The sequence below is a fragment of the Microbulbifer maximicatervae (SeqCode) genome (assembly GCF_052467695.1).
The window spans coordinates 3,925,507-3,947,457 of record NZ_CP174320.1; the positions used below are offsets into that span (position 1 = coordinate 3,925,507).

Genomic DNA, 21,951 nt, shown 5'->3' on the forward strand with positions numbered 1-21,951 from the left:
ATGAAAGCTTTGAAAATGACTCGCTATGGGGATATTGATAGCAGCCTGGAGTTTCAGTCAGCTGAGGTTCCCACCCCCAAGGCTGGTGAAGTTTTGCTTCGGGTGCATGCGGCTAGCGTAAATCCAGTTGATAACATGATGGTGCGGGGGGAGCTTAAATCGGTACGAAAGGAAGTATTTCCGGTTGGTATTGGCCGGGATGTCAGTGGTGAAGTTGTAGCAGTGGGGGATAATGTTGCTGGATACAGTGTAGGAGACCTGGTGTTTTCCAGGGTGGGGGAGGATCATGTGGGCACTATTGCAGAATATCTCACCGTTAGTGTTTCCCACCTGGCTGCAAAGCCCGAAAACTTGTCACACAGTGAAGCGGCGGGTATTCCGCTTGTTGGGCTGACCTCCTATCAGTCTTTGATCAAAGTTGCGGGCTTGAAGTCCGGAGAGAAAGTGCTGATACATGCAGGCTCAGGTGGTGTTGGCTCTATGGCGATCCAATTGGCGAAGTCTGTAGGCGCCTATGTGGTGACTACAACAAGTAGCGCGAATGTGGAGTGGGTGAAAGCACTCGGTGCCGACCTTGTTATTGATTATAAAAAAGATGACTACCGGCGATTACTATCTGATATGGATGTCGTATTCGATACTTTGGGTGGTCAGTATGCTTTGGATGCATTTCAGGTCCTGAAAATCGGTGGGCGTGTTGTCTCAGTTAAAGGGGCTTTAGATCCGCAGACAGCTGAAGAGCTTGGGCTAGGTTGGTTGCTCCGCAAGCTATTGGCGCTTAAGTCGCGAAAGCTGATGAAGGCCGCGAAGGAAAAGTCCGCGCTCTATAGAATGGTTATTATGGAAGCTAGTGGAGAGCATCTGAGTGAGCTAGGAAATTTGTACCAACAGAAGATACTATCCCCGGTGATAGACAAGATCTATTCTTTAGAGCAAGGCAAAGAAGCTTTCTCATATCTCGCTTTGGGACGCGCAAAAGGCAAAGTGATTATATCTGTTAGAGCCAGTTAATTAAGAGTTGAAACGATCAATAGTGCCAGTGTTGCCTTGAAATATAGTGGCGTGCTGGCTGTTGTTTTACACTTTGCGTCTGCCTCATCTTTGAGGTTGCACTTGAGAAATTGGCATGACAAAGCTCGTGGAGATGACACACATAAGTTCAGTTGACTTTCAGAAGGATTGATATATTGCTCTAAAGAATTACGATTTGACTTAGATAGAGAATATATATGATAGTGTGTTGATGATATACGAAATAGAATGACTCTAGTACATGGCGAAATAGACCTATTAACTGCAATTACTAATGTCGGGCTGGCTCTGGTCGCATTTATTGGCGCCCTTTATTTGTTGGTGTTTGTAAGGAGGAAGCAGTGGAAAAGAAGTATTTGGCTTATTTTTTTCACTATCATGTTCATAGCCTCATTAGTGGCAGCTATCTATCACGGGTTTGAAATCCCTCCATATTTTCGAGTTTGTTTATGGTATGGAGTGCTTGTTTTACTTGGTTTACTAATTTCTTCTTTTGTTCTTGCGGTTAGCGTAGATTTGGTGAATGAAGGTTTTTCCAAGCGGGCTATTTTTCCAGTATTATTTATTTTTCTGATAGTTTTTGTTTTCTCGTTTTCACTTAAAGATAAAATTTTTGCCTTTGCTGTTTATCAGTTTTTAATCAGTGCAGTGGCTTTTATAGGGTATTCTATATTAGCCTTAAGGAGACAAAGCTCACCGCGTGGCAGTTGGTTTATGGCACTTGGCTCGATAGTTAGTATTGTTGCAATGGCTGTCCAGTTAGATGGAAGTTTATCAGTCAGTATCATTTGGGACCTTAATCACAATATTATCTATCATTTTGTCCAAGCGTTTGGTGTTGTACTCTTTATTTTGGGTTTACGTAGATTCTACTCGGAGAAATAGTAGGCGAATTGCCGATAGAATATAGTTTTCGGAAGTGGGAAAGAAATAGGAATGAACCTGAGAAATCAACCTGACAGTTACGGTTCAGTAGCCAAGTGGCTACATTGGTTAACGGCCTTATTGTTTTTGGGTTCCTATATTTCAGTCTACTACCGCCAGTGGTTTACCCAAGAGGAAACACCGGCGAATTGGACTGCCTTGCAGTTACATCTATCTATTGGTGTCACCATTGGGGTGATCGTCATCCTAAGAATCGTATGGCGTCTCACTAATCCGCCACCGCCATTAGAACCAGGTAGCTCCCTGGAACATTTGGCCGCTCATACCGGTCATGCTCTTCTCTACTTGATTATGATCGTCGCTCCGCTAACAGGGTATATCGGAACAGGTGTGGATACGGATTACTTTTTCCTGTTTGACATTCCTAAGTTTGAGAGTACCCAAGCCTTTGTGGCGATAGTTCAGGATCGGATGGGGATGACATTCGAACAGTTTGAGAAGCCGGTCGATTTTATCCATAAAGAGATCCTGGGAGAGTGGGTGGTCTGGATCTTAATCCTGGGGCATGTAATGGCCGCTCTATATCACCACTACATCAAAAAGGATCGGACTTTGCTAAGAATGACCCTGACTAAAAAGTCATAATTCTTGCGATGGTTTTGGCAGAAAGTAGTGGCAATTAGGCATTGAGTGCCAAATCCAGACATTTTAATCTCGAGTTTTTGCAGCTTCTGTGGAGCTGTGCACTTGGACTTGAGGTGGGTGTTGTATGAGGTATTTGGTCCTTGCTTTGATTCTATTTCAAATGGGGTGCATACCTGAGTCCAAACTGTATCGAATCGTGCAGGTCGAAATGGTCCCTCAGCCTACTTGCCAGCCTTTGCTGGCAAGTAGCACTCATACTGCTATCGGATCAGCTCCTACTTAAGCTGCCAACCTCCTGCCTGAGCCCCGGTTTTGTGTCTGGGCAAACCCAGTGAAACCAGTGCGGTTAACAGAAGAAAAGCACTGGAAATAAGCAGGCAAGCCACCAACCCCTGAGTTTGGAATACCCACCCCGAGAGCAGTGTCCCGAGCAATCGCCCAGCGGCATTTGCCATATAGTAGAAGCCCACATCCATAGAGACGCCATCTTCCCGAGCATAGGCAACTATCAAGTAGCTGTGTAAAGATGAGTTTACGGCGAAGAGTACAGCAAACATCAAAAGTCCACCCAGTACGGCGAGCTGTGGGTCCACCCCTTTGTGTAATGCGATTGCGATTAATGCGGGCACTGCAGTGAGCGCTATTGCCCAGAATAGTGCGGTTCGACCATCCGGAGCCTGGGCTGAACGTGCCGTCGTGACCTTTGGGGCCTGGGTTTGCACTATGCCGTATCCTATCACCCAGGATGCCAGGAAGGCACCTACCTGCCAATGGCTCCAACCGAACTGGCTGGCAAGGAAAATCGGTAGGGCAATAACAAACCAAACATCCCGGGAAGCAAACAAGAGTAAGCGCGCGGCTGACAATATGTTGACTGCGGGACTCTTGGAAAAGATATCTCTGAATCGGCTTTTTGCTTTGGCTTTCCCTAAGTCCCGCTTAAGAAACTTGAGACTCAATATCCAAACTATTCCAAGAGCTAGGGCCATTGATGCAATCGCGCCTTGAAAGCCAAGTGCGGCGAGTAGGGCACCGCCGAGAAAGAAGCCCAAGCCTTTTAGCGCGTTTTTCGAACCGGTAAGAAGGGCGACCCATCGATATAAGGTGCCACTGGCCTGATCGGGCACCAGTAACTTGATTGAGCTCTTTGCACTCATTTTATTCAGGTCTTTGGCGATACCGGAAAGGGCTTGTGCAGCCATAACCAAGGGGACCGAGAGATATTGACTGGGTGCCAGCAGCATGGAAAGAGCAATTACCTGTAAGGCCAGCCCCAAATTCATGGTCCGATTGAGTCCAATCCGGGCACCGAGCCAGCCGCCGACAAGATTAGTGACTACGCCAAAGAATTCGTAGAAAAGGAAAAGCAAGGCTATTTGCAAAGGGCTGTAGCCGAGTCCGTGAAAGTGCAGCAGCACCAGCATGCGCAGAGCGCCGTCAGTCAAAGTAAACGCCCAGTAATTGCCTGTTACCAGCAGGTATTGGCGCACTGGCGACGATAAATTGTGAAGAAACTGCATGATCTTGTTCTGTGTACTGCTACTTACTAAAAGCGGGAGGAAAAAATACGAGCTCATGGAGAGGAGTCCCCCTCAGGTGCAGAGCGTTCTTTCCTTCTGGCCCCGTTGTACTTTGGCTGCTTAGCCCATGGTGCCAATCATTCGAGCCAATTCCGCTGTGCGGTTGGCGTAACCCCATTCATTGTCATACCAAGCGTAAACTTTTACCTGGGTGCTGTTAACGACCATGGTCGATAGGGCATCGATAATGCTCGATCTGGGATCGGTTTTGTAATCCACGGAAACGAGGGGCCTTTCCTCATAGCCGAGGATATCTTTTAGTTTACCCTCTGCAGCTTCCTTAAATAACTGGTTTACTGCCTCTGGGGTAGTGGCGGTTTCCACTTCGAAAACACAATCGGTAATGGATGCGTTGGCGAGGGGAACACGAACTGCGTGGCCGTTTAGGCGGCCGGACAACTCTGGAAAGATGGTGGCAATAGCTGTAGCTGAACCTGTTGTTGTGGGAATCAGGCTGGCACCACAGGCGCGGGCTCTGCGCAGATCTCCATGGGGTGCGTCGAGGATGGTCTGGGTATTGGTGATATCGTGGATTGTGGTGATTGAGCCGTGCCGGATACCCAGGTTTTCGTGAATAACTTTTACTACTGGAGCAAGACAATTAGTCGTACAGGAAGCGGCGGTAATAATCCGGTGTTTGTCCGGCTGGTATATATGTTGATTCACTCCAAGGACAATGTTCGGTACTCCAGCCTCTTTAACTGGTGCAGAGACCAACACCTTCTTTACCCCTTGATCCAGGTAGGGTTGAAGAAGTTCGGTAGTTTTCATTTTACCGGAGGCCTCTACTACCAGATCACAGTCTTTCCAATTGGTCTCTGCAATAGCGGTATTGCGGCTACAGGTTATTGTTTTGCCATCAACCTGAATTGTGTCATTAACGGCTTTCGCCTCTCTGTGCCAGCGCCCGTGTACAGAGTCAAAGTTGAGCAGGTGGGCGAGTGTGGCTGCGTCACCGGCAGGATCATTAATCTGGACAAACTCAACTTCAGGCCAATCCCAAGCCGCGCGCAGTACCAGCCGGCCAATTCGGCCAAATCCATTGATCCCAATTTTGATGGTCATTGTTAATTTTGCTCCGTTTCTGCCAGGCACATATGAAAAATCATATATATCTGGATAGTTTAAATCTTAGGTCGGCAGGCGGTATCAGCAGCACAGACTTGTGCGCTCTGGCCGGTCTCCCATTTGAATCAGGTTGTTGAGGTCTTCGGTAATAAAGTGCTGGTTCGCCTGTAAGGTGTCGAACAGTACAGACTTTGCCCAGGCATTTAAGTCCGGGTTGATTCGGTAAAACACCCACTGCCCCTGGCGGCGGTCTTGGAGCAGGTCTGAACTTCTCAGCAAGGCGAGGTGCCTGGAAATTTTCGGCTGGCTCAATTCGAGGGCTGCCGTTAGCTCGCATACGCAAAGCTCTTCCTCATGGGCAATAAGGAGCAGTGTGCGTAGCCGCGTATCATCGGCCAGGCATTTGTAAAACTGTACTGGGTTCATGCTGCTCTTTTTCGTAAATCCGCCTCGGCTTGGGCCAAGACCAGTAGTTTGATGCGAGTGCTCAACTCACGTGCCGTGGTGTAAAAAGGGCAGAAGCAGTGTCGCTTTGTCGGTTCCTTAAAATTCCAGGCAATCATCTTGTCAACTTTGGGGGAGGGTACGTATTCTTCCCGGCTTTTGTCGCAAAGTGTGATGACCAGGTCAAAAGGTTGGTCAGCTACATCTTCTACAACTTTGGGAATGAGACCCTCTGTTGAAACCCCCAGTCGCTCCAGTGCTTGCAGAGCGCGTGGGTCCACTGTATGGACATTGGTTCCAGCGCCAACGGCTTCGTATGAGTTGCCTCCAAAATGCCGCAACAGTGCCTCAGCCATCAGTGAGCGGGCAGAGTCCCCGGCGCAAACAAACAGAACACGCCTTTTCATTGGAGGGCTCCATTTGGCTTTTTAACAATTATATATGGAAAACCATATATTCATAGCCTTAAAAATAGCCCACTGAACCAGCGGGCTATAACCTGCGCTTAGAGTTTAAACTCGGCCCATACAGGCGCGTGGTCTGATGGGCGTTCCATAGCCCGAATATCGTAGTCCACGCCAGTCCCGACACATTTTTCCAGAAGAGGGTTGGTGGCGAGAATCAAGTCGATACGCAGGCCGCGTCTGGGCTCGCGATCGAACCCACGGCTGCGGTAGTCGAACCAGCTGAATACATCGTCTGTTTCTGGGTTTTGTGCGCGGAAGGTGTCGGTGAGCCCCCAGCCTTCAATTTTTTGAAGCCACTCGCGTTCTTCTGGAAGGAAGCTGCATTTGCCATCGCGCAGCCAGCGCTTGCGATTGGGTTCACCAATACCAATATCCTGGTCGCTGGGTGAAATATTCATATCGCCGATAACCAATACAGGCGCTTCCGGCTTACACGTGGTTTGCAGGTAGGTGTCCAGGTCGGCGTAGTACTTTTGCTTTGCCGGGAATTTAACCGGGTGCTCGCGATTTTCACCTTGCGGGAAATAGCCATTGATAACCGTGAGGGGCTCAGGACCACCGATATCAAACTTGCCGGCAACCATACGGCGCTGGGCGTCGCTGGCATCGGTTGGGAAACCGTATTCGCGATCAATAAAAGGCAAGCGTGAGAGCAGGGCAACGCCGTAGTGTGTTTTTTGACCAAAATAAATTAGCTCATAGCCCAGGTCTTTTATCGCATCTACTGGAAAATCTTCGTCGGTGACTTTGGTTTCCTGTAGGCCGATGATATCGGGCTGATGGTTGTCTACCAGGGCCTGCATCTGGTGCAGGCGAGTGCGAATACTATTGACGTTAAAGGAAACAACCTTCATCTCTTCCCCCAAAATAAAAAAGGTCGGGCTAGCCCGACCTAAGAGTTAGTTCGCGGACCGGGCGCAAGCCGCGCCCAGTGCCTATCAGTATTTAGAAGTTGGCAACTTGGGGCGGGGCCTTGCTGGCCTTATCGGCCAGGCCGATAAAGTCCGCCATTATATAGCCCGCTTCATTCAAAATTGGATCTTTTTCCAACTTGATCTCTACAGGACCACCAATGTTAGCCACCTCTTCAGATTCGCTTTCTTCGTATGCCTCAAAGTTCTCGTAGGGTTCAAGGCCTTTAGCTTTGCGGCGACGGTTTTCCATATCCAGCAATCGCTGATTAACGGACTTGCGCTCATTCTCTCTAGTTGATTCGTTGAGAGAGACATACTTCTTGTCAGCCCGCTCGGCGTCGAACTTGAACTGATCGCGCAGGAAAACAAAATCTGGATCTGTTTCCGTGCGCTTGTTGTGCTTGGTGATCAAGTTCGGGATCAGCATCTTCAAGTTGAAATACTTCGCATGAGGCACAGCGTGGATACGGTCCCAGGGCAGGGCAGTATCGTAAGCACTTTCACCGACATTTTCGGCATCAATCAACTGTGGCATATCGATGTCCGGCTTCACACCCGCGTGCTGTGTGCTGTCTCCGGAAACCCGGTAGAACTTGGACTGGGTAATTTTCAACTGGCCCTCCTTCAGGGGAGCCATAGTTTGCACAGTACCCTTACCAAAGGATTGGTTGCCCACTACCAGGCCGCGGTTGTAATCCTGGATTGCACCGGCAAAAATCTCGGATGCAGAGGCGGATAAGCGATTAATCAATACCATCAGCGGCCCGCGGTACATGGCGCGGGAGCGCGAGCGATTGTGGCGGGAAATCTGCTCGTTGGCATGACGGATCTGCACAACAGGGCCCTGATCAATAAACAGGTCTGTGAGCATGGTGGCTTCTTGCAGTGAACCACCGCCGTTGTTGCGAAGATCCAGAATAATACCGTCAACCTTCTCCTCTTTAAGTTCACTCAGCAGACGGGCAACGTCTCGCGTGGTGCTCTTATAGTTGGGGTCGCGGCGGCGATAGGCATCAAAGTCGATATAGAAGGTCGGCAGGTTAATCACACCGATCTTGTAATTCTTGCTGCCGTCAGAGAATTCAAACACTGCCTTCTTGGCCGCCTGATCTTCAAGCTTCACTTTGCTGCGCTTGATCAAGATAGTCTTATGAGTGCCGTCACCACCAGTGGGGATGGTTTCCAGGCGAACATAGGTACCGGCCTTGCCGCGAATCAAGTCGACAACATCATCCAGGCGCCAGCCCACTACATCGACCATTTCGCCTTCTTTATCCTGGCCAACACCCACGATTTTATCGTTGGGCTTGATCTTGCCAGTGCGATCGGCTGGACCACCGTGTACCAGGCGAGCAACTTTGGTGTATTCCTCGTCTGCCTGCAGCACAGCACCGATACCCTCCAAGGAGAGGGACATGCTCATATTAAAGTTTTCCAATGAGCGCGGTGACAGGTAGTTGCTGTGTGGATCGTAGAGACGAGTCAGTGAATTCATATAGAGCTCAAATACGTCGTCGCTCTTCTGCTGCTCGAGGCGCTTCTTTTGACCTTTGTAACGGCGCACAAGAAGGTCTTGAATTTCCTCATCGGTCTTACCGGTAAGGCGAAGATTCAGGATGCTGCTCTTTAAGCGCTTGCGCCACAGTTCATCTGCTGCGCTGATCGAGTTGGGCCACTGGCTTTCCTCTCGATCCAGCTCAAGGGTCTCTTCCCGAGAAAAGTCATAGGCGGGCAGGCCTTTCTCTAGTTGAGACAGGATGTTATCTAGCCGATCCCCCATACGCAGGCGGAAACGGTTGTAGATACTGAACCCAGCGGTGACATCTCCAGCGCGAAGCTGGTCATCCATTTCCGCTTCCCACGCGCGGAATTCGTTGATATCAGAGGCGAGGAAGTAACTTTTAGTGGGGTCGAGTGCATCGATATACTCGTTCCACAAGTTCTCGGACATTTCGTCGCCGATTTTGATTTTGTTGTAGTGCAGCATTTCAAGCTTGCTGACTATCTCTTGTGCAGTACCACCTTGACCCTCTTCGGGGGCTATTCGCTCTGGCTCTGCCAGAACACTTGTGGAAAGAAGGCCAATGACCAAGAAGCCGGAAAAGTAAGCGGCGATCCGATTGGTAAGCATAGGGAGTCTCTTTATACGTCCTACTTCATAGGCGTCCGGCCCTTATGGCTCGGCGACCTATAGCTTAGGACAAGTATAAAGGCTGAAAGCTCCAAAGGGCATGAAATACCTCTAATCAGAGATGGATCTTTTTCTTTAACACTGTATTTAGCAAAATAGCTTTCCTATTGAGTGTGAAATTGAGGCATTTTTTCTCGTTTTGAAGGCTTGAGTATGTATGGTCATCATAACTATTGTGTAACTGCAACTGTAAAAAAGCATTAAAAACAAGAACTTTGACTAATAGGTCAGCACCACTTTGATGACTTTGAAGGCTTTTAGGGTCATGAAGTTGCACCAGTTACCACTTTATTAATTCGAGTGAGCGCTCCTCGGCTAGAAGTGTTGCTCCAATAATCAATGTGACCGCAAAAATGGTGTTTTGATTTCGGAGCAATAGGCGAATATCGGGCGAGTGCCAGTATCTGAATCTGCGAATCGTGTTTTTACCACTTGGTCCAAACAGTGGTAACATGGCCAGTAGATTTGTTTGAGGTGAGGTGCTTATGCCGTGGGAGAAAAGTTTCGATGTCGATAGCGCAGTCGATAAAGCGACGGAAGCTTTTTGGAAGAAAGGCTTTGAAGCGACTTCTCTGGCCGACCTGCTCAAAGCTACTGGGCTGACTAAAGGGAGCTTTTATAATGCCTTTGGCAGTAAGAAGCAGCTTTTTACCCTGAGTTTACTCAAGTATGAGAGAGAGCAGCGGCGCGACGTAATGGCCCGGCTTGAGTCGTTGGAAGATCCTATCGGCGCTATCAGTCAGCTTTTCGACTCCCTAATTGAACAAAGCCTTGCAGATCCGGAAAAGAAGGGCTGCTTTTTGGTTAATACCGCACTCGATATGCCTAACCTGGATAGCGATATTGGGGATGCTGTAAAAAAGGGCTTGCGGGATACTGAGTCATTTTTTGCAAGGCAGGTTCGCCTGGGGATAGAGAAAGGTGTGATATCTGATCGAGTAGACCCGGAAGTCTGCGCCAATAGTTTACTGACTCTTTTAGTCGGCTTGCGAGTGTTGGCACGTGGAGTTTTTAATAAGGAAAGCCTCTCCAGAATTAAGGTACAGGCATTAGACTTGCTGCGTTGACTTGATCTTTCTTCTGGCGTTGAAAGCTCTTCGTAGGGCCTTGGCGCCGTCCTCTCGGTTGCCAGGGCTGCACTGTGATTTCCCTCTCCTGGCCTCCATTAATCCTTCCTGTCAATTTTTGCATTGGATAGGGCTTCATATTTTTTCTGTTCATTCTCAGTAGGCATTAATGCATAGCAAATAGTTATATAAATAATCTTTACCGATCGGTACAAACTCATTAGCATTGTTTGTAGCAATCGGTACATACAGTTTACAGGGGTGTCTCCCCTTATTTTTTAACCAGGTTTGGACCGATCGCTACAAACAAGTGAAACTATCTAGTTAGGAAAAATATGATGGCTACTTTCAAGACTCACACGATTGAATCCGCTCCTGTTGCTGCTCAGCCTCTTCTTGCAGGCGCTAAGAAATCGATGGGCTTTGTGCCCAATCTATTCGCAACTATGTCAGAGGCCCCCGCATTACTTGAGGGTTATACGACCTTGGCGGGAATTTTCGATAAAACCAATCTTTCCGAGACAGAGCGCCAAATCATCTTAATGACAAACAACCGCCTGAACGGGTGTCGTTACTGTATGGCTGCTCACACATCCATTTCCCAAATGGCCGGTGTTGAAGCGGAAATAATTGAAGCATTGCGTAGTAACACACCGATTGCAGATGAAAAGCTTGAGGCATTACGTACATTTGCTGCGGTAGTGAATGAAAGCCGTGGCTGGCCGTCAGAGGAACAAGTTAGCGCTTTCCTTGCTGCTGGCTACACGCAGCAGAGCGTACTGGAAGTGGTTCTAGGTACCGCTTTAAAAGTTATGTCCAATTATACAAATCACATTGCCGAGACCGCCCTAGATAGTGCCTTTGCAGTTAATGAGTGGACTCCCGAAGGAGAGACAGTGGCCTGATTTCTGGCCTGGGCTTGATTGGCCATCCAGCCCTCACTGAGGAGACTTGGGGTGGCCATCAACAATTCGTAGCGGAGCCCGCAACTGTGTTGCGAATTGAAATTTGAATTTATTCGACTTAAGTAACTGAGGTATACGAAATGACTCTTCAAGCTAGCAATATCACTGCATTAATCACAGGGGCAAATCGGGGGATCGGCAAGGCCATTACAGAGGGACTGTTGGATGCGGGCGCGGTCAAAGTGTATACCGCTGTTCGCGATCTAGCCTCGGTACGGCAGCTCGTCCAAAAATATGGCGAAAGGGTCGTCCCCATTGAATTTGATCTTTCACGTGAAGAAACCATTCAAAGCGCTGTAAAGGTTGCCGGTGATGTTAATTTGGTTGTCTCAAATGCGGGCGTAGTGAAGCTATCGACCCCCTTGGACGATGATGCTGTGGAAAGCTTCAAGTATCAAATGGAGGGCAATGTTTACCCACTGATAAACCTGGCCAAAGCGTTTGGCCCTGTTTTGAAATCTAATGGTGGGGGTGTCTTTGTCCAAATGAACTCACTGGCATCCATCAAAAATTTTCTCCCATTTACCGGTTACTCCGGCTCAAAGGCGGCTGCCTTTGCAGTAACTCAGGGTTTGAGGGAAGTCTGGGCGGAGCAGGGGACTCAAGTTATCAGTGTTATTGCTGGTCCAATCAAGACGGATGTGGCCGACTCCGCAGGCATGGGAGAGGGCGCCCCTCCAGCGAGCATCGTGTTCGATGGCATTATGAAGGCACTAACAACGGGTGATTTTTTTGTTTATCCAGATGAGATGGCTCAAGAGGTCGCAAAAATTTACGCTCCCTTTGCCAAGAGCGTACTTGAGATCGAAAGCCAACTTAGAACCCAAGAGAGGATCGGGCAATGTTACTAGATACACCAGTATGTGATTTCGGATGGAAAGCCCCAGACTTTACCTTGAAAGACCCTGACGGCAAGAGCTTTCGAATGTCGGACCATCTGGGAAGCAAGGGGCTGTTGATTGCATTTATCTGCAATCACTGCCCCTATGTTCAGGCGATTGCAAATCGTTTAGCTGAGGATGTGCGAGAACTACAAGGGCTGGGAATTAATGTTCTGGCCGTTATGTCAAACGATTATCGCGATTACCAGATTGACAGTCCTCCTTATATGGCGAAGTTTGCCCGAGACCATGGGTTTACTTTCCCCTATTTGGTTGATGAAGATCAGTCCGTAGGGAGAGCTTACCAGGCGGTATGTACACCGGACTTCTTCGGGCTGAATAAGGATGGAGAGCTCCAATATCGAGGCAGAATCGATGATGCGGGAATGGGAAACCCGGCAGGCCGAACCAGGGAGCTGGTCAATGCAATGAAGTTGATCGCAGAGACTGGGGCAGGGCCGGAAAAGCAGCTGCCAAGTATGGGGTGCTCTATTAAATGGAGTGGTAACTATAACTGATATGGGTTGTTAGCTGACGGGAATGCTCTGGCGAACATAAAGCACACAAAAATATAAGAAAATACATTAATATAATGAGTTAACCTATTGATTATAAAGAATTAATGAAAAGTTAATGTAGCTTGTTAAGTGGCGGGTGCCAGAAGTGTGACACCCGCTTTCTTGTTTACTCAGTAAGCTGGCGGGTCATGATGATGTGGTCAATGTTGTAACCATGCTTTGTAACTGCCAGGTCTAGTAGATAATCTGTAATAGCTTCATCCAGCTGGGGAGTGCGGCTTAACAGGTAGAGGCTGGAGCGGTCCGGATCACCAACGAGTGACCACTGATAGCCAGGATCTAGCTCTAGTATCCAGTAGTCGCCGGCAGCTTTACCCTCAAAGAAGGTGATAGCGAGTTTACTGTTCGTCTCATCAATGGGGACTCCAGTACCCTGAACACTGATCGGGAACCCATATTTTGGGTGTAAGATTCGACAAAAATTGAAAACGCTGATAGATCCATCATCATTAAGGCCGTAGTCCGCTGTTACCGCAGTACAAGCCGGCTGGAAAATTTGCGGTAGCCGGGCAATCTCATACCACTTGCCGAGATACTGATTCACATCGACATAGGGAACCGTTTCCAGTTCATCATCTGCCAGAACGGCCTGGGTACTGAGTGCAAACAGTACAATTCCTATACCTCTCAATAAGCTCTTCATTTCCTTGCTCCTTGTGTTCGCAGTTTTTTAGGCCGCCAGCTTCATAGCTGAGCGACAATCTCTTTACGAGGATATAACTGGAACGGATTAACCAAGTTCTGTGTTTAATCTGAATTTCAAAAAAGTGTCACCTAGGTGAATGAGCTGAGGTCTCAAAAGTTGACAGAAGGCCAGCCTTTGCTAAGTGGTGATAGATAGGATTTGTTTGAGGCTGACCATGGCTAAAACGGTAGACGTAGACGTCCTGGTATTAGGGGGCGGAATTCAAGCGATTTCATTGTTGCGAGAGCTATCAACAGATTTTTCTGTGCTGGCAATAGATCAGGGGTTAGACAATGCTGAGTCGTTACACTTTCATGGCTATTTCTCCTCAGGCTGGAATGCGGCACACCCAAGTGCGGCCAAGGCTTACTTAAAGGCCGCACAGTTTTGGCGCACACAACTGGAGAGAGATGGTGTTGATAGCCACATAACAGATTTCTATGCCGCGCTTCCCCGAGAATTTTTAGATACTGTCGAGCCCAACTGGATTGCGGCGGGTATTCCAGTGGAAGAGGTGCCGATACCAGCTCCACTGGTAACAACTAGCTTGCCATCGCATCAATGCTTTCGATTTGCTGATGACCTCATGTTTGACGGCGCTGAAGCCTATCGTCGTTTTAGTGCTCCTGTTAGCGAGAAGTTGGTGAAAGGGAGTATCCGAAAATTCGACAAAGATAGTGGTGGCGTGACTGAGGTCTCTGCCGATATCGGTGGTAGTTCCCACCAAATAAAACCCCAGTTGGTTCTCTCAGCATGCGGGGCGGGCAATGCAGCAATACTCGAAAGTCTTGGAGTGCCAGCTCAAGGTGTGCGTGATAGCCAAGTTGTTCGGCCCCTACATATGTTGCTGGCTAAGGGTGCTAATACCCCTCCAATCTCAGCCTTCCTGATGGACATGGTAGTGGCATATCACCCGCTGGAAAGTGGAGAGGGACTTTGGATACTCACCCTCAATCCAGAGCACCCCAGATTTCGCTCTGGTGTGGTTGACATGAGGGTGGCCCCGCCCATAGAGAGGGCGTTAATCCGGGATACCCTGGATAGATTGGCAAATTGTATGACCGGGTTTGAGGATTGGGCAGCCGGCTGCCATTGGGGTGTTTACGCAGGTTGGAAAACTGACGCTCCAGGGCCGGATGGGGATGCTCTTGTGCAGTTAAACTATCCGCGTCCATACCACATCCACAGCTTTGATATAGCCAATTTCTTGGCGGTTTGGCCGAATCACTGGGGGCTCGCCGTGGAAGCTGCAAAGGAAGCCGGGAAATGGGTTCGCTCAAAAGCTAAGTCTCGGCATCCTCAACCTGAAGCGATAGGTAGCTTGCTGTCGCAGTCAGTTGGTCATCAAGCTATTTGTAATAAATGGCAAAGCGACGAGCTGAAGTGGCACTCTTGGGCTGAGTTTGTCCAGAAAATGGGCTTGCCAATCAGGTGATTTGCTTAGTATTTCAGCGTCGAGCCATCAGTCTATGAGTCCAATAAGGCGATATTAACAGCGTATTTCACTTGCAAAGACATTTTTTTTCTGTATCTTAAATTGAAATGTAACCGGTTACATTCTGTTTCAAACGGTGGAGTGCTACGAAAACTGCGATCTGGAAACAGCGTGTCCGCTTACAAAACACGGAAATAAAAATAAATAGGCTGTTTATTCAACTGGTTCTTTGAGTGGCCCGAGGGGATGGGGTTTGGTTAAAAAAATAAGAATGGGCATGGTTGGCGGTGGAGAGGGTGCTTTTATTGGTGCAATCCATCGGATGGCAGCAGCTCTCGACGGTGAGATAGAGCTAGTCGCCGGCTGCTTTAGTAGCGATTCCGAACGCAGTCGTAAAACTGGTGACAAGCTGGGGCTTCACCCGGACCGGATTTACCAAAGCTATCAACAGATGTTCCAAGAGGAATCCCGTCGCAGTACTGATGATCGAGTTGAATTTGTATCTGTAGTAACTCCCAACCATCTCCATTTACCCGTTTCTATTGCTGCGTTGCGGGCGGGATTCCATGTCCTCTCCGACAAGCCAGCCGCCTCCACTTTGGAAGAAACACTTGAGCTTAAAAAGGAGGTGGAGCAAAGCGGGCATCTTTATGGTTTGACCCACACTTATGCTGCTTACCCTCTGGTTATGCAAGCGAGAGCAATCCTGGGCAGGAGAGAGTTGGGGTCTATTCGACGAGTTACCGTTGCCTATCCGCAGGGGTGGCTGGCACTAGCCGGTGATTCCACGGGAAGTAAGCAGGCGAGTTGGCGAACAGATCCTGCACGTTCGGGAGAAAGTGGCTGCTTTGCGGATATAGGCACCCATGCTCATCATCTGGTGGAGTTTTTTACTGGTCAGCATATCTCTGAAGTCTGCGCAGACGTGCAAGCGGTAGTTGATGAAAGAGCGTTGGATGATGACGGTGCAGCGCTATTTAAATTAGATCAGGGCGCCCGAGGAACACTTACAGCCAGTCAAGTCTGTGGAGGAGAGGGGAACAACCTGAATATCAGCGTTTACTGTGAAGACGGTTCGCTGTTTTGGGAGCAGGAAGCCCCAAACCAATTGCTAGTAAAGCGCAGGGGGCAGCCTGTGGCGATTTGGAAAGCCGGTGCGGATTGTGAGTATCTGGATGGAGATGTCAGGTCTTTCTGCCGGACACCTCAAGGACACCCGGAGGGCTATATAGAGGCCTTCGCCAATATCTATCGCGATTTTGCTGGTCAAGTCCGAGGCCGCCGGAAGGGGTTAGTTTCAAAGAACAGTCCCGCCGTTGGGAACATTGATGCAGGTGTTCGCGCGATGGCATTTGTGCGCGGTGTGCTGGAGAGCAGTCGCGCAAAATCCTCATGGGTTTCCCTGGCGCCTTATTGGAAGTGAGTGGCTAGGTCTAACCTCACAGAATTTAGGTATCTCTGGCAGGGTGGGCGTCCGGCAGCTAGTACGGCACAGGGAGGTGCCGGTGTCGGCCTGCGGCCAGTTACCTTTTGAAGAGTTTTCTCAAAAGGTGCAAACCAATCGCTTGGAAAGGGTTGGTTACAGAATTAATAAGTACAGCAGTAAAAAGGATAACAATAAATGAAGGCACCCAGAATTCAGGGGCCCGGAATTTTTCTCGCCCAGTTTCTCCCATCGAGCGAACAGCCAGCTTCGCTTGAATCTATGGCTCGTTGGGCATCAGACCTGGGGTACAAAGCCATCCAGGTTCCCACTTGGGACAAGCGGATTTTCGACCTTGAGCTGGCCAGTAAAAGCCAAGCTTACTGTGATGATGTACTGGGAATCTGTGAGGAGGTTGGGGTACAGATTTCTGAATTGTCTACGCATTTGCAGGGGCAGTTGGTCGCAGCTCACCCAGCCTATAAGGAAATGCTGGATATTTTTTCTCCAGAGGCAGTACGCGGAAACTTGCAAGCCCGTGCAGAGTGGGCGAGCAATCAGTTAGTTCTTGCAGCTCGGGCCAGTGCCAACCTGAAGCTCAAATCTCATGCAACTTTCTCCGGCGCTTTACTCTGGCACACTTTTTATCCATGGCCCCAGCGCCCAGCGATGTTGGTTGAAGAAGGTTTTCGCGAACTGGCCCGTTTGTGGCGTCCGATATTGGATGCGTTTGACAGCGCGGGGGTCGATGTCTGCTATGAGCTGCACCCCGGTGAAGACCTGCATGATGGCTTGACCTTCGAGCGGTTTCTTTACGAGGTGGAAGATCACCCTAGAGCCAACATCTTGTATGACCCAAGCCATTTGCTTTTGCAGCAAATGGATTACCTGGCCTTTATCGATATCTATCACGAGCGAATCAAGGCTTTCCATGTGAAAGATGCGGAGTTTCACCCGAGTGGAAGGGCTGGAGTATACGGCGGTTACGCCCCCTGGATTGACCGCCCCGGTCGCTTTCGCTCCCTGGGGGATGGTCAGGTAGATTTTCGTGGGATTTTTAGCCGACTGACCCAGTACGGTTACGATCGCTGGGCGGTATTGGAATGGGAGTGTTGCATTAAGGATCAACAGCAGGGGGCCAGCGAGGGTGCACCATTTATTCGAGAGCACCTGATAACCGTGGCTGACAAAGCTTTTGATGATTTTGCCGGTGCTGAAACAGATCGCGCTCGCAATCGTAGGATTTTAGGGCTGGACTAATTTTTGCCAATCCCAGTGAACAACGAATAACAATAAATCATGCGGAGACTGGATAGATGAGTACACAGACAAAGGCTTTGCACAGGAACGTCTTCCTGGTAGGAAATCTGTCAATCTTTATGATTGGTCTTGGGTTTGCTGTGAGGGCTTCGATCGCCGGCAACTTACAGTCGGACATTTATGATCATATTGATCTTGCCAACTCCACCGCAATGGTTGGAGAAGCGCTTGGATTTACCTTTACAGGGTTTGCCCTAACCCTGCTATTTGGCAGCGCATTGGTAGACTTGGTCGGTATCAAACGGATGTTAATGCTCTCATCAATAGGCTACGTGTTGGGCAGTCTGCTTATTATTGCAGCATCCTTAGTAACCCCCGGGGAGGGCGTTGAGAACTTGGTTCTTGCGGGGCTGTTACTTACCGGTTTGGGCTGGGGGGCAGTGGAGGCTGCCAGTAACCCAATGGTTGCAGCGGTTGACCCTGAAAATAAAACTCAGCGGCTAAATGTACTACATGCCTGGTGGCCTGCCGGGATTGTGGTGGGCGGATTACTAGGGTTAGCCATTTCTGCGTTTGAACTTCCCTGGCAGTTGAACCTGATTGTTTTGGCCCTACCGGCTGTGGTCATGGCGTGGCTTGTGTCCAGAACGGAATTCCCGGTAACTGAACGGGTTTCCTCTGGCATCAGTTATGGCGAGATGTTTAAAGAAGTTTTCAGGCAGCCGATGTTTATCGTGCTATGGATCTGTATGTGGCTAACCGCTGCAACAGAGCTGGCTCCAGGGCAGTGGGTTGACCTGACGCTCTCTCGAGTAGTCGGTATGAAGGGCATTCTCATTCTGGTTTATGTCAGCATGTTGATGTTTGTAATGCGCCACTTTGCCGGACGGCTGGCCAAAAAACTCTCTCCCATTGGACTCTTGTGGCTGAGTAGTTTACTTGCAGCTGTTGGCCTCTATTGCTTAGGAATGGCGAGAACCCCGGTAACTGCATTCTTAGCGGCAACAGTTTGGGGCATCGGCGTCTGCTATATGTGGCCTACCATGCTCGCTACGGTATCCGAGCGTTTTGTGCGCGGTGGCGCACTGTTTTTGGGGCTGCTGGGGTTTGCTGGGGGAATGTCTATTCAGTTCGTACTGCCGAGACTTGGAGAAATTTTCGACAACGCCAAGATTGAGGCTGCCGGTGGTTTGGAAGCCTTTGAAAAGTTAACGGGCGATGAACTGGATGCTGTGTTGGCAACTGCCTCTATCGAATCATTCCAGTCATTGGCCGTGGTTCCCCTTATCTTGCTGCCGATTTTTGCGTTTATCTGGATTTGGGATCGTAGGCAGGCTGCGAGCAAAGTGCAAGGTGTCACTGCAGTAGGCAACCAGTAGGCGTTTTCCATTTGTGCGAAAATAGTCGACTACTAACAACAAAGTAACGGAAAAGTATGTCAAATATTCGCGAAGTTGCACGTCGCTCCGGTGTTTCCGTCGCGACCGTGTCCAGAGCCCTGAAAGACCCGCAAATGGTTTCTCCGCGGACCAGGGAGCGGGTGCTGAAGGCGGTGGAAGAGGCCGGTTATCGGCCCAATATGTTGGCGAGAAACTTTAGTTCCGGTAAGTCATTTGCAGTGATGGTTCTGGTTCCAAATATCGCCAATCCATTTTTTTCCAAAGTCATCCGAGGGATAGAAAAGGCAGCTCAAGACCAGGGTTACTCCGTTTTACTGGGAGATACCAAGGGCGAACCAGCTCATGAGCAGTTCTATGCGGGAATGGCGCTGACGAATCAGGCAGATGGGCTTATTCAACTGGATAGCCGCTATCCATTTGCAGAGAAAGATGCAGCTTTAGCAGCGTCGATTCCAATGGTAAATGCGTGTGAGCGCATTGCTGAAGACGACCGCTATCCGGTTGTTGAACTGGATAATTCCGGCGCGGCGCAAGCCATGGCTCGCCATTTGATCGAGCTGGGTCACCGCCGGATCGGCATAGTGACAGGCCCACTTAATAGTCCGATTGTGCGTGATCGCCTGGCCGGTTTTGAGGAGGAGATGCAACGGCACGGTCTCGAGTTGAATTCTGACCTGGTTGTAAACGGAGAATTCACTATGCCGTCTGGTGCGGAGGGTGCAAAAAAACTGCTCTCTTTAGCCTCTGCGCCTACCGCCATTTTTTGTATGAATGATGAAATGGCTATTGGCGCTGTTCATCAAGCGAAGGAAATGGGTTTGCAGGTGCCTGCGGATGTGTCGGTGGCGGGCTTCGATAATATTGAGTTTTCGCAATTTACGGACCCACCCTTGACAACAATTGACCAGCCCGCAGAGAAGCTGGGCAGATATGCGATGGAAACCTTGCGCCGCATTATTGACGGAAAACCGTTAAAAGCGAGTCGAACTATTTTGCCCTTTGATTTAGTGGCAAGGGGAAGTACTGCCCGCTATCAGGATTAATAAAGTACGGATGTAAAACCATCTCGGCGAACTGATTAGATAAACACCAATTCATGTGGAGATAACAACGATGAAAAAATTCACTGAGACAAAATTTTGCACATCTATATTGGCCTCTGCAGCACTACTAGTCACACTAGGGGGTTGTGAACGGATGCCGGAAAAGTCCGGTATACAAGCGGATAAGGACTGGAGGCATTTATTCGACGGTAAAACGTTGCAGGGTTGGACCGGTACCAATGGCTCTCATGTAGGAGAGGCCTGGCAGGTCGTTGATGGCAACCTGGTGCTCACTGCTGGTGGAGCAGGGGATATCGTCACTGCAGAGAAGTTTTCTGATTTTGAGCTGGAACTGGAATGGAAGATATCTGAAGGCGGCAACAGCGGCATTATTTATCGGGTAGCTGGTGGCAATGCACCAGTCTGGATGTCAGGTATGGAATACCAGGTACTTGATAACAGTGCTTTTCCCGAACTGGAAAAACTGAGCCACAGCGCGGGATCAGTCTTCGACTTGTATGCACCCAGCGAAGATGAGGTAAAGCCGGCGGGAGAATTCAATAAAACGCGTATTCGAGTGGAGAATGGTCGGGTTGAACATTGGCTGAATGGAAGCATGATTGTCAGCTATGAACTCTGGTCTGAAGATTGGGATACACGTCTTGCCAACAGTAAGTTTTCCTCTTACCCCGATTTTGCCCGTAGTGAGAGCGGCTTTATTGCTTTACAAGACCACGGCGACAAAGTGTGGTACCGCAATATCAGAATTCGGGAGCTGTAAATCATGGGTATTTCAGGCGTGGGTATTTGGCAGGTACTTATTGTTCTTGTGTTAGCGGTTCTACTATTTGGTAGTGGCAAGATCCGCCGCCTGGGAGAAGACCTTGGAGGAGCGATTAGTGGTTTCCGCCGCTCATTGCATCAAAGCGATAAGGATGGCACTAGAGAAGATTCCCCTGGTAACTTGTCTGGTAATCTACTCCAAGCTGGGGAGCGGGAATGAAGCGTAGAAATTTGCTACAGGTTGGTGCCGGCTTGGCTGCAGCTGCTTTTACCGCACCCTTGTTTGGCAATAGTGGACGAATCATTACCAATACCCCGGGCGGCCCTGTGAAAATTTCCCTGGCCCAATGGTCCCTGCATCGGCAATTGCGAAGTGGCGCCCTCAAGGTATTGGATTTCCCCATTAAGGCAAGAAAGGCATTTGCAATTGACGCGGTAGAGTATGTCAATCAGTTTTTTGCCGATAAGGCCAGGGATCAGAATTTTCTTTCAGCGTTGAAAGTGCGTGCAATAGATCACGGGGTTAAAAGCCTTTTGATTATGGTTGATGCAGAAGGTGATCTTGGCAACCCAAATACTAGCGAAAGACAACAAACGGTAGAAAATCATTTCCAGTGGGTTGAAGCTGCTAAATATTTGGGTTGCCACTCTATCAGAGTGAATGCTGGCGGACAGGGTAGTAGCAGGGAGGTTAGTTCTGCTTGTAGAGATGGGCTGAGAGCCCTCTCAGAGTTTGCCTTGGACTTCGGCATCAATATCGTGGTGGAGAACCACGGTGGCTATTCCTCAAACGGACTTTGGTTATCCCAGTTATTACAGTCAGTGGATATGCCGAACTGTGGAAGTTTGCCAGACTTTGGAAACTTTGGTGACTACGACCGCTACTTGGGAGTAGAGCAGTTGATGCCCTTTGCCCGCGGAATCAGTGCAAAGAGCTTTTCATTTGATAAGCAGGGAAATGAGACCAATACGGATTTTGCCCGGATGCTGCGGATAATTCAAAAGGCGGGTTATAAGGGGTATATCGGTATTGAGTATGAAGGCGCCGGCGATGAAGACTGGGGGATCAAAGCAACGAAAGAGCTTTTGCTGCGCTTGTCGCGACAGGGTGAGCTATATGGTAAGTAAGTAATAATTATTTGGTTAAAATGTAACCGGTTACTCTCATTTTTTGATCAAAGTGTTTAGGGATTTCTAGGTTCGTT

The 21,951-nt window shown here is 49.1% G+C and carries 22 protein-coding genes; 15 read left to right on the top strand and 7 right to left on the bottom strand.

Features of this window, described 5'->3' with window-relative positions; all coding sequences use genetic code 11:
- From ACJJI8_RS17260 to ACJJI8_RS17270, 3 genes are all read left to right on the top strand, one after another.
- Complete coding sequence (locus ACJJI8_RS17260; RefSeq protein ID WP_444933135.1) at window positions 1–1,011, top strand: NADP-dependent oxidoreductase; 1,011 nt, start codon at window positions 1–3, stop codon at window positions 1,009–1,011.
- 249 nt (window positions 1,012–1,260) lie between these two features.
- Window positions 1,261–1,917, top strand: a complete 657-nt coding sequence (locus ACJJI8_RS17265; RefSeq protein WP_444897225.1) for a DUF6962 family protein — start codon at window positions 1,261–1,263, stop codon at window positions 1,915–1,917.
- A gap of 51 nt (window positions 1,918–1,968) precedes the next feature.
- Window positions 1,969–2,562 (top strand): cytochrome b, encoded by a 594-nt coding sequence (locus tag ACJJI8_RS17270; RefSeq protein WP_444933136.1) that lies wholly within the window; start codon window positions 1,969–1,971, stop codon window positions 2,560–2,562.
- A 275-nt stretch (window positions 2,563–2,837) separates the two neighbouring features.
- On the opposite strand, the gene arsJ is transcribed toward ACJJI8_RS17270, so the two are convergent.
- From arsJ to ACJJI8_RS17300, 6 genes are all read right to left on the bottom strand, one after another.
- On the bottom strand, window positions 2,838–4,082 hold the full coding sequence (gene arsJ / locus ACJJI8_RS17275) for an organoarsenical effux MFS transporter ArsJ (protein WP_444933137.1): 1,245 nt from the start codon (window positions 4,080–4,082) through the stop codon (window positions 2,838–2,840).
- Between the two features lie 120 nt (window positions 4,083–4,202).
- Complete coding sequence (locus ACJJI8_RS17280; RefSeq protein ID WP_444933138.1) at window positions 4,203–5,207, bottom strand: ArsJ-associated glyceraldehyde-3-phosphate dehydrogenase; 1,005 nt, start codon at window positions 5,205–5,207, stop codon at window positions 4,203–4,205.
- Window positions 5,208–5,291: 84 nt separating this feature from the next.
- Window positions 5,292–5,636: a metalloregulator ArsR/SmtB family transcription factor gene (locus tag ACJJI8_RS17285; RefSeq protein ID WP_282932732.1), complete on the bottom strand. Its 345-nt coding sequence runs from the start codon at window positions 5,634–5,636 to the stop codon at window positions 5,292–5,294.
- Window positions 5,633–6,061, bottom strand: a complete 429-nt coding sequence (locus ACJJI8_RS17290) for an arsenate reductase ArsC (protein ID WP_444908373.1) — start codon at window positions 6,059–6,061, stop codon at window positions 5,633–5,635. The genes ACJJI8_RS17285 and ACJJI8_RS17290 overlap by 4 nt, the downstream gene beginning before the upstream one ends.
- A 98-nt stretch (window positions 6,062–6,159) precedes the next feature.
- Window positions 6,160–6,975: an exodeoxyribonuclease III gene (gene xthA / locus ACJJI8_RS17295; protein WP_413665722.1), complete on the bottom strand. Its 816-nt coding sequence runs from the start codon at window positions 6,973–6,975 to the stop codon at window positions 6,160–6,162.
- A 91-nt stretch (window positions 6,976–7,066) separates the two neighbouring features.
- On the bottom strand, window positions 7,067–9,166 hold the full coding sequence (locus tag ACJJI8_RS17300) for a carboxy terminal-processing peptidase (protein WP_444933139.1): 2,100 nt from the start codon (window positions 9,164–9,166) through the stop codon (window positions 7,067–7,069).
- 545 nt (window positions 9,167–9,711) lie between these two features.
- Here ACJJI8_RS17300 and ACJJI8_RS17305 point away from each other — a divergent pair.
- The 4 genes from ACJJI8_RS17305 (at window position 9,712) to ACJJI8_RS17320 (ending at window position 12,657) form a co-directional block, all read left to right on the top strand.
- On the top strand, window positions 9,712–10,293 hold the full coding sequence (locus ACJJI8_RS17305; RefSeq protein ID WP_413665724.1) for a TetR/AcrR family transcriptional regulator: 582 nt from the start codon (window positions 9,712–9,714) through the stop codon (window positions 10,291–10,293).
- Window positions 10,294–10,631: 338 nt separating this feature from the next.
- On the top strand, window positions 10,632–11,198 hold the full coding sequence (locus ACJJI8_RS17310) for a carboxymuconolactone decarboxylase family protein (protein ID WP_444933140.1): 567 nt from the start codon (window positions 10,632–10,634) through the stop codon (window positions 11,196–11,198).
- Window positions 11,199–11,338: 140 nt separating this feature from the next.
- On the top strand, window positions 11,339–12,109 hold the full coding sequence (locus tag ACJJI8_RS17315) for an SDR family oxidoreductase (RefSeq protein ID WP_444933141.1): 771 nt from the start codon (window positions 11,339–11,341) through the stop codon (window positions 12,107–12,109).
- Window positions 12,100–12,657 (top strand): thioredoxin family protein, encoded by a 558-nt coding sequence (locus ACJJI8_RS17320; RefSeq protein WP_444933142.1) that lies wholly within the window; start codon window positions 12,100–12,102, stop codon window positions 12,655–12,657. Before ACJJI8_RS17315 ends, ACJJI8_RS17320 begins: the two co-directional genes overlap by 10 nt.
- 166 nt (window positions 12,658–12,823) lie before the next feature.
- Here the strand turns inward: ACJJI8_RS17320 and ACJJI8_RS17325 are convergent, their stop codons facing one another.
- Window positions 12,824–13,360 carry a lipocalin family protein gene (locus ACJJI8_RS17325; RefSeq protein ID WP_413665728.1) on the bottom strand — a complete coding sequence of 179 codons (537 nt, stop codon included), beginning with the start codon at window positions 13,358–13,360 and terminating at the stop codon, window positions 12,824–12,826.
- Between the two features lie 217 nt (window positions 13,361–13,577).
- Here ACJJI8_RS17325 and ACJJI8_RS17330 point away from each other — a divergent pair, with 217 nt between their 5' ends.
- From ACJJI8_RS17330 to ACJJI8_RS17365, 8 genes are all read left to right on the top strand, one after another.
- The gene (locus ACJJI8_RS17330) at window positions 13,578–14,837 is read left to right on the top strand and encodes an FAD-dependent oxidoreductase (protein WP_444933143.1); all 1,260 of its coding nucleotides are present in this window, start codon (window positions 13,578–13,580) and stop codon (window positions 14,835–14,837) included.
- Between the two features lie 253 nt (window positions 14,838–15,090).
- Window positions 15,091–16,260 (top strand): Gfo/Idh/MocA family protein, encoded by a 1,170-nt coding sequence (locus ACJJI8_RS17335; protein WP_444933144.1) that lies wholly within the window; start codon window positions 15,091–15,093, stop codon window positions 16,258–16,260.
- 198 nt (window positions 16,261–16,458) lie between these two features.
- Window positions 16,459–17,520 carry a sugar phosphate isomerase/epimerase family protein gene (locus ACJJI8_RS17340; protein WP_444908366.1) on the top strand — a complete coding sequence of 354 codons (1,062 nt, stop codon included), beginning with the start codon at window positions 16,459–16,461 and terminating at the stop codon, window positions 17,518–17,520.
- Window positions 17,521–17,576: 56 nt separating this feature from the next.
- Window positions 17,577–18,899: an MFS transporter gene (locus ACJJI8_RS17345; RefSeq protein WP_444933145.1), complete on the top strand. Its 1,323-nt coding sequence runs from the start codon at window positions 17,577–17,579 to the stop codon at window positions 18,897–18,899.
- A 56-nt stretch (window positions 18,900–18,955) separates the two neighbouring features.
- Window positions 18,956–19,963 (top strand): LacI family DNA-binding transcriptional regulator, encoded by a 1,008-nt coding sequence (locus tag ACJJI8_RS17350; RefSeq protein WP_444897240.1) that lies wholly within the window; start codon window positions 18,956–18,958, stop codon window positions 19,961–19,963.
- Window positions 19,964–20,033: 70 nt separating this feature from the next.
- On the top strand, window positions 20,034–20,744 hold the full coding sequence (locus ACJJI8_RS17355; protein WP_444933146.1) for a 3-keto-disaccharide hydrolase: 711 nt from the start codon (window positions 20,034–20,036) through the stop codon (window positions 20,742–20,744).
- A gap of 3 nt (window positions 20,745–20,747) precedes the next feature.
- Window positions 20,748–20,966, top strand: a complete 219-nt coding sequence (locus ACJJI8_RS17360; RefSeq protein ID WP_108733294.1) for a twin-arginine translocase TatA/TatE family subunit — start codon at window positions 20,748–20,750, stop codon at window positions 20,964–20,966.
- Window positions 20,963–21,874: a sugar phosphate isomerase/epimerase family protein gene (locus ACJJI8_RS17365; protein WP_444933147.1), complete on the top strand. Its 912-nt coding sequence runs from the start codon at window positions 20,963–20,965 to the stop codon at window positions 21,872–21,874. Before ACJJI8_RS17360 ends, ACJJI8_RS17365 begins: the two co-directional genes overlap by 4 nt.
- Window positions 21,875–21,951 lie beyond the last annotated feature (77 nt).

Bases quoted from the DNA above. Each gene is read 5' to 3' on its own strand.
- ACJJI8_RS17260 (WP_444933135.1), top strand. From the start codon at position 1: ATGAAAGCTTTGAAAATGACTCGCTATGGGGATATTGATAGCAGCCTG.
- ACJJI8_RS17265 (WP_444897225.1), top strand. From the start codon at position 1,261: ATGACTCTAGTACATGGCGAAATAGACCTATTAACTGCAATTACTAAT.
- ACJJI8_RS17270 (WP_444933136.1), top strand. From the start codon at position 1,969: ATGAACCTGAGAAATCAACCTGACAGTTACGGTTCAGTAGCCAAGTGG.
- arsJ (WP_444933137.1), bottom strand. From the start codon at position 4,082: ATGCAGTTTCTTCACAATTTATCGTCGCCAGTGCGCCAATACCTGCTG.
- ACJJI8_RS17280 (WP_444933138.1), bottom strand. From the start codon at position 5,207: ATGACCATCAAAATTGGGATCAATGGATTTGGCCGAATTGGCCGGCTG.
- ACJJI8_RS17285 (WP_282932732.1), bottom strand. From the start codon at position 5,636: ATGAACCCAGTACAGTTTTACAAATGCCTGGCCGATGATACGCGGCTA.
- ACJJI8_RS17290 (WP_444908373.1), bottom strand. From the start codon at position 6,061: ATGAAAAGGCGTGTTCTGTTTGTTTGCGCCGGGGACTCTGCCCGCTCA.
- xthA (WP_413665722.1), bottom strand. From the start codon at position 6,975: ATGAAGGTTGTTTCCTTTAACGTCAATAGTATTCGCACTCGCCTGCAC.
- ACJJI8_RS17300 (WP_444933139.1), bottom strand. From the start codon at position 9,166: ATGCTTACCAATCGGATCGCCGCTTACTTTTCCGGCTTCTTGGTCATT.
- ACJJI8_RS17305 (WP_413665724.1), top strand. From the start codon at position 9,712: ATGCCGTGGGAGAAAAGTTTCGATGTCGATAGCGCAGTCGATAAAGCG.
- ACJJI8_RS17310 (WP_444933140.1), top strand. From the start codon at position 10,632: ATGGCTACTTTCAAGACTCACACGATTGAATCCGCTCCTGTTGCTGCT.
- ACJJI8_RS17315 (WP_444933141.1), top strand. From the start codon at position 11,339: ATGACTCTTCAAGCTAGCAATATCACTGCATTAATCACAGGGGCAAAT.
- ACJJI8_RS17320 (WP_444933142.1), top strand. From the start codon at position 12,100: ATGTTACTAGATACACCAGTATGTGATTTCGGATGGAAAGCCCCAGAC.
- ACJJI8_RS17325 (WP_413665728.1), bottom strand. From the start codon at position 13,360: ATGAAGAGCTTATTGAGAGGTATAGGAATTGTACTGTTTGCACTCAGT.
- ACJJI8_RS17330 (WP_444933143.1), top strand. From the start codon at position 13,578: ATGGCTAAAACGGTAGACGTAGACGTCCTGGTATTAGGGGGCGGAATT.
- ACJJI8_RS17340 (WP_444908366.1), top strand. From the start codon at position 16,459: ATGAAGGCACCCAGAATTCAGGGGCCCGGAATTTTTCTCGCCCAGTTT.
- ACJJI8_RS17345 (WP_444933145.1), top strand. From the start codon at position 17,577: ATGAGTACACAGACAAAGGCTTTGCACAGGAACGTCTTCCTGGTAGGA.
- ACJJI8_RS17350 (WP_444897240.1), top strand. From the start codon at position 18,956: ATGTCAAATATTCGCGAAGTTGCACGTCGCTCCGGTGTTTCCGTCGCG.
- ACJJI8_RS17355 (WP_444933146.1), top strand. From the start codon at position 20,034: ATGAAAAAATTCACTGAGACAAAATTTTGCACATCTATATTGGCCTCT.
- ACJJI8_RS17360 (WP_108733294.1), top strand. From the start codon at position 20,748: ATGGGTATTTCAGGCGTGGGTATTTGGCAGGTACTTATTGTTCTTGTG.
- ACJJI8_RS17365 (WP_444933147.1), top strand. From the start codon at position 20,963: ATGAAGCGTAGAAATTTGCTACAGGTTGGTGCCGGCTTGGCTGCAGCT.